The following is a 14338-nucleotide window of genomic DNA, read 5'->3' as shown; positions in this document are numbered from 1 at the left end:
CTGGAGGCAAAACTAGATTGGGCAGCATCACCAAGGCAGGAAACAAGCAACTACGAGTGCTGTTAATTCACGGGGCAAGAGCGGTCTTCGCTCATGTGGCCAAACGAAATGACAGGCTGGGAAGATGGCTGAGCAACCTGATAGCGCGCCGGGGCAAACGCAAGGCAATCGTGGCCCTGGCCAATAAACTGGCTCGGATTGCCTGGAGCATGACGGTCAGCGGAAACCAATTCGAGTTGAATCACGCTTTCACAGCTTCCAAATAACCACTTCCTCCACTTTAAGAGGGGAATAGAGGGTACCAAGCAACCTGAGTTTGCATAACTTGATGAAAAACGGTTATCCGGCCTGGCAAGAGCCTGACATAAGACCGACAGAGAATGTCGTTCCAGCGTGAAGGTGGCCAGGTTCGGACCACATTGTGGCGCTACCTCTCGAAGGTAATACAGACGCCGGATATACGTCCGCAAACCGATCTCATCAATGTCTTGCAACTGCAGGGGCGTCCATATACGTCTTTAGATAGCAGACCCTAACCCCTACACAGGCTCTTCAATCAACCACTCAACCCCAACCCCACAAAAACAAAAAACCCGGCGCTAGGCCGGGCTTTTCAAACTCAAAAGACGGCTATCAGTTCTTGATGCCTTCGTGCTCGGCAGTAACCGCCACTTCCTCTTCCAGAGCTTCTTCTTCAGTCTTGGGGTGAGAGTCCTCGGCACCGTGCATCCAATCAACCAGCTTGTCGGAGATGAAGTACAGCAGAACACCGGAGGCTACCGCAGTGATGAAGATACCGGAGAAGATGGACATGGCGTTGGCCAGCTGCTCTTCGGCTTCGCCACCGTGACCAATGAAGGAACCCACGAAACCGGCAACCTTGTTGGCTACGGCCACGAACAGGAACCAGGCACCCATCATCAGGGAGGCGATACGCAGGGGAGCCAGCTTGGTTACCATGGACAGACCGATGGGGGACAGACACAGCTCACCCATGGTGTGGAAGAAGTATGCACCGACCAGCCACATCATGGAAGACTTGTTGGAAGCATCGCCGTCCATCTGAACTACGGCACCCATCATGAACAGGAAGCCAATGCCCAGCAGTATCAGACCCATAGCAAACTTCACAGGGGAAGTCGGCTCACGGTCACCCATGCGTACCCAGATGGACGCAATCACAGGGGCGAATACCACAATGAAGATGGCGTTCAGAGACTGGAACCAGGTGGTGGGCACTTCGAAGGAACCGATCATACGGTCGGTGAAGTCGTTGGTGAACAGGTTCATCAGACCACCGGCCTGCTCGAAGCCTGCCCAGAATACGATGGTGAACAGACCCAGCACCATGATCACCTTGATGCGGTCACGCTCAACGGCGGTCAGGGGTTCTTTACGTACTTCGGTCGCTTGCTGACGCTCCAGCTTGGCCGCGGGAACGGTACCGATGTTACCCAGCAGTTTCTGTGCGAAGGCAAACTGGATGATCAGGGACAGCACCATACCGATACCGGCACAGATAAAGCCAGCCTGGAAGTTGCCGTCGTAGGCTTCAACCACGGAGCCTACAACAATACCGGACAGGGCGGCACCGATGTTGATACCCATGTAGAAGATGGTGAACGCACCGTCACGGCGGTGATCGCCTTCCTGGTACAGGTCACCCACCATGGTGGAGATGTTTGGCTTAAACAGGCCGTTACCGATGATCAGGGTAAACAGACCGGCGTAGAACATCTCGGTTTCCATGCCTGGAACCCAGGCGTGAGGCGTACCCAGCATAAATTGGCCCGCGGCCATCAGGGCGCCACCAATGATGATGGTCTTACGCTGACCCAGCAGGTTGTCGGCGATCCAGCCACCGAACAGAGGGGTCAGGTACACCAGACCAGTAAAGGTACCGTAGAGATCCAGCGCTTCGGCTTGGGTCCAGCCCAGACCGTGACCGCCTTCAGATTGAACTTTGTCTACCAGATAAAGTACCAGGATGGCACGCATAGCGTAGTAGCTAAAACGTTCCCATAGCTCGGTAGTGAACAGCAGGAACAACCCCTTAGGGTGTCCCAGCATAGTGCCGGCTTGCGGTTTCGCTGCGCTCATTGAGTATGTAACCTTCTTTGCATTTTTAAACAGAAAAGCCCGCGTCCTTGACGGATGAGCAGGCGCCCCACCCAAATGTTGTGATAGTTGAAAGCGGAGGGATGCACTTGTATACCCTTTATTGCCCTGTTAAGTCAATGTGGACCGGCAGTTGAAGCCCCGTTGACAGCGGCTTTCAGAGCGTATGAGGCATCTTCAACGATAGCGCGCGACAGTGAATAAAGTGCAGATAGATACTGCTTCGACAGGGGGTTGACTGTGTGTGAGTTCGATCACGGGAATCTATTCCAAAGAGAGGCTGAACTCACGGAATGAAAATCTAAAGTCGTGAACGAAATTTTTTTGTCGTGCGGGGCTGGGAATGTGGTCATGGTCGTGTCACAATCTTCGGCCGTAGTTGACTGGACCGAGCAGTAGACAAGGATATGTCGCTGAAGGCCACGCTGAGAAAACAAGGAAGTACCTATGCTGCAGTGGTATCTGTTTCGTGCTCGTGTGTGTAGCGAACGCAAAGTCTCCCAACAGGTGGAAGCCATGGGCTTCAGCACCTTCTTACCCCAGATTCAAAAAGACGATAAGAGCGCCAAGCTCAAACCTTTGTTTCCCGGGTATCTGTTCATTCGCCTCGACCCCTATCAGACCGGCTTCTCGTCGGTGCTGCGCCTGTTCGGCATGATTGATGTGGTGAGAACCACAGGTGAACTGCGCCCGGTGGAGTTGTCTATCGTGGTGAACCTGCGCCGCCGCTGCCAGCTTCAGCCGCAATTGCAACAGCCTGAACCGGTGGAGATGCCCAAGCCCGGCGAGTCGGTGGTGTTCAGTCATGGGGCCTTCCACGACGTAGAGGCCCTGTTCCAGGAGATGTCCGATGATGCGCGTTGTCGACTGCTGGTTAAGTTAATTAATCGTCAACATGAAATTGAAGTGCCTTTAAATACACTGAGACTTTAATTCGATAGGTTGCTATTTTATTGGTGTCGTCAAATTTATGACGATTTTGTAGTGGGTGCTTTTTGTCTTTAACATTGCTTGTAGCAATTTCGTCATAAAAACGACGCATGATGTAAATGCCCTTTTTCCTTGCATGTTATTTTGCCAAAGGAAAACACCAGGTATTACAGCTTGATAGAGATGAATAAATATTTAACTCATTGATCTTTTAAGTCGACGAATAGCTTTTATGCAAGCTCATTAGTTCGTTTGGTATACAGTTTGCACAAGACAGAGTCGGCTCATGTTGATAGTATCGAAACTCTTTTCTCTCTGACTTGGCAATTTAGGAAACGCTTATTTATGTTGGGATGGTACCTGTTCAGAACCAAAGCCAGATGTGAGCTTCAGGCTGAGCAACAACTGAAATGCTTGGGTTATCAGGTGTACCTGCCGGCCATCCCTGCCCAGGTAAGCGACCAGCAGGAGGCTGAGGCCGGTCGTGTGCAGCCACTGTTTCCGGGCTACCTGTTTGTCCGTTTTGACCCCTTTCAGGAGTCGATTCGAAAAATTGTCACCCTCTCTACCATCTCCCAGGCAGTGAAAACTTGCGGCGCCCTCTCTCCTGTAGAGTTGGCTTTGGTGAGAGAGTTACGAAAACGTTGCTTGATGGTGCTTGAAAGCCCCTCAAAAACAACATTTTGCTATGGCGATAGAGTCACGGTTAAAGATGGACCGTTTGCGCAAGTAGACGCCATTTTCAGTGAGACAGTAGGCAGCAAACGCTGTAAGCTATTGCTCGAAATGCTGGGTAAGGTTCAGATCATCGAAACGGACCTGAACAACCTGGCCGTTTGCGCTCGCATTGCAAGCTAACATACTACAGATTCGGTGGCCTTGGTCGCCACTACCCTCCGGCTGCGCCTAGCGGCCTGAGTCAAAAACTTGGAACTTGTGGTTATGGCTAGCCAGAAAGCATGGGCGGAGCTGTGCCTGGTGAAAATGTTATAGACTTGTCGATTGTATATATGTCAAAAGCTTACATGTTAGCGACCGCTAACGTGCGCTGGTTTTTTGTTCGGCTCTCATTGGGCGAATTTCGGGGTGCTGACAGCAAGAGCTGTTGGCTTGGGTTTGGTCTGCCTTAGACCTAATCACTGCTTGTGGTACCACCTTGCCGGTACTGCGCATTATTCAGATACGGACAGATGAAACGCTTTCTTATCAATAAGCTTAAATCCACTTTGCTGATCCTGATCCTGGGCCTTGGGATTGGCACTTTCCAGGCCACCGCCGCTTCGGTTTCTCCTCAAATGATTGAGCAGTTCAAGCAACTGCCCACCTCTGAACAGAGTCGCCTTGCCCAGCAGTACGGGATCGATCCTTCCATGCTTGGTGGAGGCAGCGGTAGCTCGCAGGAGATTCAGCAACCACAGCAGCCTGTGGTTCAACCTCGTTCGTCTGCTCAACCTGCTTCTTTTTCGCCCAGCGCTAGTGTAATAAGCGCAAAAGAGGAACAATCCCTGAAGCCCTTTGGTTATGACCTGATTGCGGGTCAGCCCATTACCTTTGCTCCTGTTTCCGACATCCCAGTGCCCGCGGATTACCGAATTGGTCCTGGCGACAGCATCAACGTGCAGCTTTATGGCAAGGAGAGCAAGCGCTTCACTTTGGTCGTAGACCGGTTAGGCAACGTTCAAATTCCTGATATGGAGCCGGTGACCGTTATAGACATGACCTATGGCGAGTTAAAAGCTGCGATTCAGTCCTTTGTCTCAAGATCAGTTCAATAGGGTCTGGTTGTACACGAAATTCAAAATAAGTCGCATCGAATTGACACAGATCTTTAATTTTATATCAGCGTGTCGAAACGAAAAGATTGTATAAGATATTGTTTGACATTTTAGAACGTCGAATTTTCATCTATGATAAATAGAGTGTGTGGAAGGCTTTTTCTGCCAATAACATATCTTCCAATGATCATTGTCCTCGTAACCTAATGTATCCTTTTAAGAGCAGCTTGTTACGACTTAATAAGAATCAAATTATGAAAGTACTTACTGTTTTCGGCACTCGTCCAGAGGCTATCAAAATGGCACCATTGGTTCATGCGTTAAATGCCGATGAGCGATTCGAGGCAAAATGCTGTGTAACAGCGCAACACCGAGAAATGTTGGATCAGGTGTTGGAACTATTTGAACTAAAACCAGATTATGATCTTGATCTGATGAAGCCTGCGCAGACTCTGAATGATGTAACAGCACGAATTTTGTTAGAGCTCAAGCCTGTTCTACGGGAGTTCAAACCTGATGTTGTGCTTGTACATGGGGATACGGCCACTACATTTTCTGCGAGCCTAGCAGCTTATTATGAGCAAATTCCAGTTGGCCATGTCGAAGCAGGCCTTCGTACAGGTAACATCTATTCCCCATGGCCAGAAGAAGCGAATCGTCGTTTAACTGGCGCGTTGACCAAATACCACTTTGCGCCAACTGAGACGTCTAAAAGCAACCTTCTTAAAGAGAACTTTATCGAGTCTGATATTACCGTGACAGGTAATACCGTTATTGATGCACTACTAATGGTTAAGGATAGGATTGATAGTGATCAAGCGTTAAACGCAGAGCTAACGGAGCAGTTCCCATTCCTTGATAGCGACAAAAAGCTGATTTTGGTTACTGGTCACCGTCGTGAAAGTTTCGGTGGCGGCTTTGAGCGAATCTGCAAAGCGTTAGCGCAAACGGCTAAATCGAATCCTGACGCCCAAATCGTGTATCCAATGCATCTGAACCCAAATGTGCGAGAGCCTGTTAATCGTATCTTGGCCGATATCGATAATGTGTTCCTAATTGAGCCTCAGCAATACCTCCCATTTGTCTACTTGATGAGCAGGTCACATATCATCTTGACCGATTCAGGTGGTATCCAAGAAGAAGCGCCTTCTCTAGGTAAGCCTGTTCTCGTAATGCGAGATACTACTGAGCGCCCGGAGGCTGTTGAGGCAGGAACAGTTAAGTTAGTCGGAACCGATGTTGACAAGATTGTAACTGGTTTACGCGAATTACTTACCAACAAACAAGCTTACGAAAAGATGAGTTTTGCGCACAACCCTTATGGTGATGGGCTTGCTTGTCAGCGTATATTAAATGAATTAGTAAGATAATACATTAGACAAAGGAATTAAGACGTGTCATTTGAAACAGTATCCGTAATTGGTCTTGGATATATTGGCCTTCCAACTGCTGCAATGTTTGCATCACGTAAAAAGAAAGTAATTGGTGTGGATGTTAACCAATACGCAGTTGATACTATTAATCGTGGCGAGATTCATATCGTAGAACCTGAGCTCGATATGATTGTTCATGCTGCAGTGAATGAGGGGTATCTTAAAGCTACATTAACACCTGAGCCTGCTGATGCCTTTTTAATTGCAGTACCAACCCCTTTTCTTCCTTGCAAAGAAGGCGAAGTACCTGCTCCTGATTTGTCTTATATTGAAGCTGCTAGTAAAGCTATTGCACCGGTATTGAAAAAAGGTGATTTAGTGATTCTCGAGTCTACATCACCTGTTGGAGCGACCGAGAAAATGTCAGATTGGTTGTCAGAGATACGGCCTGACTTGACATTCCCCCAAACTGCTGGTGAAAACGCTGACATCAATATTGCTCATTGCCCAGAGCGTGTATTACCAGGTCATGTAGTTCGTGAACTCGTTGAAAACGACCGTGTTATCGGCGGTATGTCTCTGCGTTGTTCAGAACGTTCTGTGGAGCTATACAAAACGTTTGTTAAAGCCGAGTGTGTGGTTACTAATGCTCGCACTGCTGAAATGGCGAAATTAACTGAAAATAGTTCTCGAGATGTTCAGATTGCGTTTGCCAACGAGTTGTCTGTAATTTGTGACAAATTAGGTGTTGATGTTTGGGAATTAATTAATTTAGCAAATCGTCACCCTCGAGTAAATATTCTACAGCCTGGGCCCGGTGTAGGAGGACACTGTATTGCGGTCGACCCGTGGTTTATTGTGTCAAAAACTCCAGAAGATGCAAAGCTAATTCATACTGCCCGTAACGTAAATGATGGTAAACCTAGCTGGGTTATCAGTAAAGTTAAGGTTGCGATTTCAGATTTTTTACAGGCAAATCCAAATAAGACGGCGCGAGACGTTACAGTTGCTTGTTATGGATTAACATTTAAGCCTGATATTGATGACTTAAGAGAAAGCCCTGCGTTAGAAATTACAAAAATTATATCAGAATTCCACGCTGGAAGAGTGATCGCTGTTGAGCCAAATATTTCATCCATTCCCGTTGACTTAAAAAATGTAGAGTTGAGAACTGTTTCTGATGCAGAACTGGAAGCAGATGTTAGTATTGCATTAGTTTCACATAGCGAATTTAAAAATGTTCGCATAAGTGGGCAATTTAATGTCGATGCAATTGGATTGTGGAAGTAAGCTGTTTTATTCTGGGCAATGTCGATGCTAAATAGGTTGGTAAAACACGGTAATAGGTTTGGTTTAGTTGAGATATTGTCCAAACTAATGAATTGGGCCTTCATGCCTTTAATTGGCTTATTGATTCCTGTCGATTCATATGGTGATATCGTTCTGACTTTCACTTATGTCGTTATATTGATGTCTGTTGGCCAGCTTGGACAAAATAGGACTATATTAAGATTTGAAGGTATAAAGTTTGCGACATTTGAAACCAGCTCTGCAATCGCCTTATTGAGCTCCATCATAATTGCAGGTATTGCAGTTAAAATATTAGAAATACATAGTTTGGTGATATTTGCTGTTGTTTTTATTGTTTATTTGAATTTACTATATTCAAAATGTAGAGTAGACAATAATATTGTTGCATTTTCTATATTAAAGCTTTCTTATCCTATTTTAAAGCTCTTGTCTTTCTTTGCTTTAATGTTTTTTGCTGATCTAAACCTGTCAATTGGCTATGTAATAGCTGAGATCTTCAGTTCTTTCATTTCGGTGTTGGTTGGGATCAGGTTCATAAAATTCAAAAAGGCATTTAATAAAATTGAAGTGCCTCTGTTTATGAAGTTTGGAATTCCAGTTTTCTTTCAAACAATTTTGCTTCATGTAATTCAATATGGTGATAAAATATTTGTTTCATCCTATTTTGGTAAAATAGTTTTAGCTAACTATTTCTTTGTTTCTATTTTTTGTACGTGCGTAGTGTTTTTGTTTTCTTATTTTTCACAAAAATACGAGGTCATAATTTATAGAGCAAAAAATTGGAATGAAGCAAAAAGACGAACCACTAATTATCTCATAAAGTGTCTGATGTCAGGCTTTGCATTTTTTCCTATAGCTTTACTCTCTTACTTGATTGCGGTTCAAGTGAATGGAGATTATGATATTAACTATAGGTTGATGTTGTTAATGTATGCAAGTTCTTTACTTGGTGCTTTCACAAACTCATACTTTTATTTGATTGGTTATTTGAACAAGAATTCATTGATCATTAAGTATTCGCTCTTTTTGTGTTTGTTATATGTTACTTTCATTTTTACTGGTGTTGAACAGTTGGGTATTTATGTAATGCCAGCCGCCAACATATTCGCAACATTGGTTTCCCTAATTGTTTTCAGCAGGTTAATAACTACATTAAGGCAAAAATGAAATGAGTATTCTTTTGTCTATCTTTATAACCATTAGTTTTTTAGCACTTTTAGCATCGAATAGTTGGATGGCGGAGAATTCATACTATTTCTATGCCACGCAATTTGCGGTATACAGTATATTTATACTATATAGATTGCGCTATTTATCAATGGTCTTTGCTCCATCAATAGTGATGTTTTTCTTTTTGGGTATTAGTTTTTCTCTTGGCTCATACTTTGTTCCAAAAGAGTTTGGCTTTCTAACTGCGTACTATATAAATGAGTTAGACGAAATAAAATATCATGCATTTATTACGTTCTACTACATGAATGTATTCAACATACTTTTCTTTGCTTCTTGCTCATTACTAGATAAACAAGAAACTATCATTTCTCATCAACGTGCAATAGCTAGTAGTCAAAATGATATAAAGTTATTTATTGCTTTCATGTTGTTGTTTTTGGTTTCGCTAAAGGATCTTTTCTTTCAATTTGGTATACAAGTTGGGTTGATTACATTTATTCTGTTCTCAATCAGTGAGCGCCGACGCTTAGTAAAACTAATTTGTTCGATTTTAATCCTGGCGATTATGTTGACTTTTAATCACGAAAACAAAAGAGAAATTATCGTTGTTCTGATGCTTATATCATTTGTTTATTCAATGAGCAAAAAAACAACATTTAAATTGTTATCACCTAAAATATTTTCATACATAAGCATATTAGTAGTATTTTTTTCTTTAGTTTTGTCTGCTTCTATTCTTAGGGGTTACGGCAAATTTGAAGCAACTAGCTTTATCGATGCCTTGATTTTGATTCCGGACTACATGGCGTTGGATATCTTTTGGGATAGTCTTATTGATAATTTTGAAATAAGCCATACATATCCTTCAAGTATATTGCCTGTTGATTATGTCCTTTCAGGAAAGTTAAGTATATTGGCTGGGACAACAATTATTAAGCCGTTATTTCTCTTAATACCCAGAGAAGTATGGGAATCAAAGCCAGAAAGTATGATCTATATCTTTACTGAGACTCACTCTCCTGGTTTATTCACTAATCTTGGAGTATCTATTCCAATTTCATTGCCTGGAGAATTATTTTCAAATTTCCACGTTATGGCCTTACCTGTGTTTATTGCTTTGGTGATGCTATTAAATTATTGTTTTTTACTAATCTTTAATAAGCAGATAAACTCTTTAAAGCGGATGCTCTGTTGCTCTGCTTCAATCCTATTTTTTATTCTGGTAAGAGGAAGTGGGTTAGATCTTTATATAATGACTTTATTATGTGCTTTAGCTGCAATATTCTTGCTTTCCATAAACAAAAAAGGAGTAATTAAGTGAGCAAACGAAAGGTGGCATTATTTTATACCGAGTTGTCACATTATCGCGTTCCTATATTGAAGTTGGTTGCAAAGGAAGTGGAACTAACCGTTGTATGTGGAAAGTTTTCAGGGAATAAAGAGGAGCTGAACTTTGATGTTAATGAAGTAGAAGTTAAGAAATTTGGACCTTTTTACTATTTTCGACTAAATGGTTTTTTTAAGTACATTAGCCAATTTGATGTCATAATAGGGCTAATGGATTTACGTTTGATTCAATTTATTTTGTTATTCCTTGCTCCTATAAAATGCAGGTATGCTTTATGGGGGATTGGTATGTCTGCTTCATACACTAAGAAGTTTAACTCTCAAGACATTCAATCTAAGATCAGATCTTACTTGGCATCAAAGGCAAATTCAGTAATTTTGTATTCTGAAAAACCTAAATCATTATTCAAAAGTCTTGGCTATCCTGAAGAGAAAATTCATATAGCGCACAATACAATTTCCAATGATTATAAATTTAGAAAAAACAACAACAAAGATTCATTTTTATTTATTGGGACGTTATATCAAGCTAAGGGTATCGAAGACCTGTTAAATCAATATGTTATTGCCCTCAAGAAGCGTGAATATAATTTGCCAAAGCTCAACATTGTAGGAGATGGAGAACTTAGGAGTTATATTGAAAGCTATATTTCTAGATTTGGATTATCTAATCATATTAAACTTGTTGGTGCAATATATTGTAAAGATGAACTGATTCCTTACTTTGAAGATGCTATTTTGACAATATCTCCGAATCAGGCTGGATTAAGTGTACTTACCAGTATGAGTTATGGTGTGCCTTTTGTTACTTGTCAAGACGCTATAACTGGAGGTGAAATACTAAACATAAAAGATGGATATAATGGAGTCATAATTAAAGATAAGTCTGAGATTAGCAACATTTTTATAGATTCTTCTAGTAACAAAGAGAAATATATAGAAATGGGAGTTAATGCCTACAACTTTTATAAATCTGAACGAAGCCCAGAAATTATGGCTAGAGCGGTAATAAATTGCGTCGACAATATTTAGATATCGGTGATATATGGCTAGCAATAAACAAGTGCTCATAAATGCGTCTAACTTGCATGCTGGTGGAGGTATTCAAGTTGCCAGTTCATTTATTAATGAGTTGATGGAACGCTCTCCATCTAACGTGGATTTCACTCTAATTTGCTCTACTAAAGTAATGAATAACCTAAATATTAAAGGACTAAATTTCTTTAAGTCTGTTAGTGAAGTTAATATCTATGGGATTCGAAGACCTGAGGCTAAAATTAGAAAACTGTTTGAAGGTTATGATTGCTGCTTTACAATATTTGGTCCAACATATTTTAATATTCCGGCTAAGAAACATTATTGCGGATTTGCTCAACCATGGATAGCTTATAAGAATAATGATGTCTATCCTATGTTAGGATTGTTAGAAAAAATAACGAATAAGCTGAAATTCAGTTATCAGGAGTTAATATTTAGAAAGTATGAAAAACTAATAGTAGAGCACGAATCGGTAAAGAGTGCATTATTAAAGAATGGGTTTAAAAATGATATCGTAGTAGCTCATAACTCTTGCTCTAAAGTGTTTTCTGATTCTCGAACATGGGAAGAGATAGAGGACTTTAATAATAGTAATTGCAGATTTAAAGTTGGATTTCTAGGAAGGGCTTATAGGCATAAAAACTTAAACATACTTAAGGAAGTTAACAATATTTTGGCTAGTGAGTATAGTCTTGAAATAGATTTCTTATTTAGCTTGTCTGAAGCAGAGATGGAAAGTTGCGGTTTTAATGACTTATCAAACTTTTACTCAGTTGGAGAGCTTAAAGTTACCCAATGTCCGTCGTTTTATCAAATAATTGATCTGTTGGTTTTTCCTAGCCTGCTTGAGTGTTTCTCTGCGACTCCATTAGAATCAATGAAAATGAAAACACCTGTTTTGGCATCAGATAGAGATTTTATCACACAAGTCTATGGGGATGCTTGTGTATATTTTGATCCAACAAGTGCTGACAGCATTGCAAAATCTATTGCGACAATAGTAAAGGACAAAGCTTTATATCAAAGAATGATAATTAAGGGCTCGGAGTATATTGACTCATCTAGTACTGCAGATATGCGCACTCAAATATACTTAAATATGATTACGGAGAATTAAAGAATAGAATGTTTAATAACAAGGTTTTATTAATTACAGGTGGAACAGGCTCATTTGGAAATGCTGTCCTTGATAGATTTTTGGAAAGTGACATAAAGGAGATACGCATATTTTCTAGGGATGAAAAGAAACAGGACGATATGCGTAAAAGGTATAATAGTGACAAACTAAAGTTTTATATTGGAGATGTTAGAGATTATAGCTCTATTTTAAACGCTACAAGAGGTGTGGATTTCGTATATCACGCAGCCGCATTAAAGCAAGTACCTTCTTGCGAATTTCATCCGATGGAAGCGGTTAAAACTAATGTTCTGGGCACAGAAAACGTATTGGAAGCTTGCATCGCAAATGAAGTATCTCGAGTTGTTTGCTTAAGTACAGACAAAGCCGTATATCCAATTAATGCTATGGGCATCTCTAAGGCAATGATGGAAAAAGTTATTGTCGCAAAATCACGTAACGTCGACCCTGTTAAAACTGTCATTTCAACAACTCGTTATGGTAATGTTATGGCTTCTCGTGGTTCTGTTATTCCACTTTTTTTGCGGCAAATAATGAATGACGATCCTATCACAATTACGGACCCGAACATGACTCGTTTTATGATGACATTGAATGATGCTGTTGACCTTGTACTACATGCATTCAAACATGGCGTAAATGGTGATATTTTTGTCCAAAAAGCACCTGCAGCAACAATAGAGGTTTTGGTAGAAGCATTAAAGAAAATCACTTCAAAGAAAAATCATCAAGTTAACGTAATCGGCACTCGACACGGTGAAAAACTGTATGAGGCACTTTGCAGTAGGGAAGAAATGTTTATTGCTGAAGACCAAGGTGGTTATTACAGAGTTCCATCTGACAATAGAGATTTGAATTATTCTCAGTATGTCGAGGAGGGTGACCAGGACTTGAGTACTATTGAAGATTATAATTCTCATAATACTGAACGTTTAGACGTTGAGGGTATGATTAAATTACTGCATAAGTTAGATTTTATTGCAGATATTGAAACTGGCAGCGTGAAGGTCCCTGAAGGTGTATAAATGAACATTGTTGTTACTGGCGCTAAAGGATTCATCGGTAAAAACTTGGCACTGTTCCTTAAAGAGCAAAGAACGCATAATATCGCCGAAATCGATATCGATACTTCTGAATCAGAGCTCAATGAAGCTCTGTTTAATGCAGATTTTGTATTCCATCTTGCGGGTGTGAATCGCCCTAAGAATGAATCAGAATTTAAAGAAGGCAATGCTGACTTAACATCTCATATTGTCGCCACTTTGAAGGCTAGCGGTCGTAAAGTTCCTTTGATGATTAGTTCATCAACACAGGCTGTTAGTGATAATGCGTATGGTGCCAGTAAAGCGGAAGCAGAGAAAGTTGTAGAAGCTTATGGGAAAGAAACAGACTCGCCTTATTTCATTTACCGTTTCCCAAATGTATTTGGTAAATGGTGCCGCCCAAACTACAACTCTTTCGTTGCCACCTTCTGCCATAACATTCTCAATGACATTGAGATCAATATTCATGATCCTAATGCGCCTGTTACGTTGATTTACATTGATGATGTTTGCAAGTGTTTGATGGCTCTGCTAGATGGAGATACGACGTCTGGTTTGACTAAGGTGAATCCTGAGTATCCAACAACCGTTGGACATGTTGCAGATACGCTTAAAGACTTCAAAGGAAGCCGCGATAGCTTAATTACTGAAAATGTGGGCGTGGGCCTAGAGCGCGCTCTGTATTCGACTTACTTAAGCTACATGCAGCCTAGTCAATTCAGTTACACCATTCCAAGATATGTGGATGAAAGAGGTGTCTTTAGTGAAATGCTAAAGACAAAACAGGCTGGTCAATTCTCGTTCTTTACTGCTCATCCTGGTATCACTCGTGGCGGTCATTACCATCATACTAAGAATGAAAAGTTCTTAGTGATCAAAGGCCAAGCTTTGTTCAAGTTTGAGCATGTGATCACTGGGGAGCGTTATGAATTAAGCGTTGGTAGTGATAATCCTGAAATTGTTGAGACGGTTCCAGGATGGTCACACGATGTAACGAACGTTGGTTCTGAAGAATTGATCGTTATTTTGTGGGCGAATGAAATTTTCAACCGAGAAGCACCAGATACAATTGCTAAACCTCTGTAAGGTAAA

General features: G+C 41.6%; 13 protein-coding genes. 12 read left to right on the top strand and 1 reads right to left on the bottom strand.

Going from position 1 to position 14338, the window contains the following annotated elements; genetic code table 11:
• The coding region (locus ACN0R1_RS18685) for a transposase (protein ID WP_417585615.1) at positions 1-266 on the top strand (266 nt) is incomplete at its 5' end.
• A gap of 367 nt (positions 267-633) precedes the next feature.
• Here the strand turns inward: ACN0R1_RS18685 and ACN0R1_RS18680 are convergent.
• Positions 634-2100 carry a peptide MFS transporter gene (locus ACN0R1_RS18680; RefSeq protein WP_286341962.1) on the bottom strand — a complete coding sequence of 489 codons (1467 nt, stop codon included), beginning with the start codon at positions 2098-2100 and terminating at the stop codon, positions 634-636.
• A gap of 465 nt (positions 2101-2565) precedes the next feature.
• Between ACN0R1_RS18680 and ACN0R1_RS18675 the strand changes: the two genes are divergently transcribed.
• The 11 genes from ACN0R1_RS18675 to wbjC all read left to right on the top strand — a co-directional run bounded on the left by ACN0R1_RS18675 (position 2566) and on the right by wbjC (position 14332).
• A complete protein-coding gene (locus ACN0R1_RS18675) occupies positions 2566-3051 on the top strand; it encodes a transcription termination/antitermination NusG family protein (protein WP_417585613.1) in 486 nt (161 codons plus the stop codon).
• Between the two features lie 342 nt (positions 3052-3393).
• Positions 3394-3906 carry a transcription termination/antitermination NusG family protein gene (locus ACN0R1_RS18670; RefSeq protein ID WP_417585611.1) on the top strand — a complete coding sequence of 171 codons (513 nt, stop codon included), beginning with the start codon at positions 3394-3396 and terminating at the stop codon, positions 3904-3906.
• Between the two features lie 332 nt (positions 3907-4238).
• A complete protein-coding gene (locus ACN0R1_RS18665) occupies positions 4239-4823 on the top strand; it encodes a polysaccharide biosynthesis/export family protein (protein ID WP_417585609.1) in 585 nt (194 codons plus the stop codon).
• A gap of 254 nt (positions 4824-5077) precedes the next feature.
• Positions 5078-6193 carry a non-hydrolyzing UDP-N-acetylglucosamine 2-epimerase gene (gene wecB, locus ACN0R1_RS18660; protein WP_417585607.1) on the top strand — a complete coding sequence of 372 codons (1116 nt, stop codon included), beginning with the start codon at positions 5078-5080 and terminating at the stop codon, positions 6191-6193.
• A 24-nt stretch (positions 6194-6217) separates the two neighbouring features.
• Positions 6218-7486 (top strand): UDP-N-acetyl-D-mannosamine dehydrogenase, encoded by a 1269-nt coding sequence (gene wecC / locus ACN0R1_RS18655; RefSeq protein WP_417585605.1) that lies wholly within the window; start codon positions 6218-6220, stop codon positions 7484-7486.
• 102 nt (positions 7487-7588) lie between these two features.
• On the top strand, positions 7589-8674 hold the full coding sequence (locus tag ACN0R1_RS18650) for a lipopolysaccharide biosynthesis protein (RefSeq protein ID WP_417585603.1): 1086 nt from the start codon (positions 7589-7591) through the stop codon (positions 8672-8674).
• 1 nt (position 8675) lies between these two features.
• A complete protein-coding gene (locus ACN0R1_RS18645; protein ID WP_417585601.1) occupies positions 8676-10001 on the top strand; it encodes a hypothetical protein in 1326 nt (441 codons plus the stop codon).
• A complete protein-coding gene (locus tag ACN0R1_RS18640) occupies positions 9998-11059 on the top strand; it encodes a glycosyltransferase family 4 protein (RefSeq protein WP_417585599.1) in 1062 nt (353 codons plus the stop codon). The genes ACN0R1_RS18645 and ACN0R1_RS18640 overlap by 4 nt, the downstream gene beginning before the upstream one ends.
• Positions 11060-11072: 13 nt before the next feature.
• Positions 11073-12182, top strand: a complete 1110-nt coding sequence (locus ACN0R1_RS18635) for a glycosyltransferase (protein WP_417585597.1) — start codon at positions 11073-11075, stop codon at positions 12180-12182.
• Between the two features lie 8 nt (positions 12183-12190).
• Positions 12191-13228, top strand: coding sequence for a polysaccharide biosynthesis protein (locus tag ACN0R1_RS18630; protein ID WP_417585595.1), 1038 nt, complete (start codon positions 12191-12193; stop codon positions 13226-13228).
• On the top strand, positions 13229-14332 hold the full coding sequence (gene wbjC, locus ACN0R1_RS18625; RefSeq protein ID WP_417585593.1) for a UDP-2-acetamido-2,6-beta-L-arabino-hexul-4-ose reductase: 1104 nt from the start codon (positions 13229-13231) through the stop codon (positions 14330-14332).
• Positions 14333-14338 lie beyond the last annotated feature (6 nt).

Origin of the sequence: Nitrincola sp. (assembly GCF_048264025.1) — a bacterium.
In the GTDB taxonomy this organism is placed as follows: Bacteria; Pseudomonadota; Gammaproteobacteria; order Pseudomonadales; family Balneatricaceae; genus Nitrincola.
Note: the sequence above shows the minus strand (reverse complement) of the source record. Positions and strands in the feature narration are given on the sequence as shown.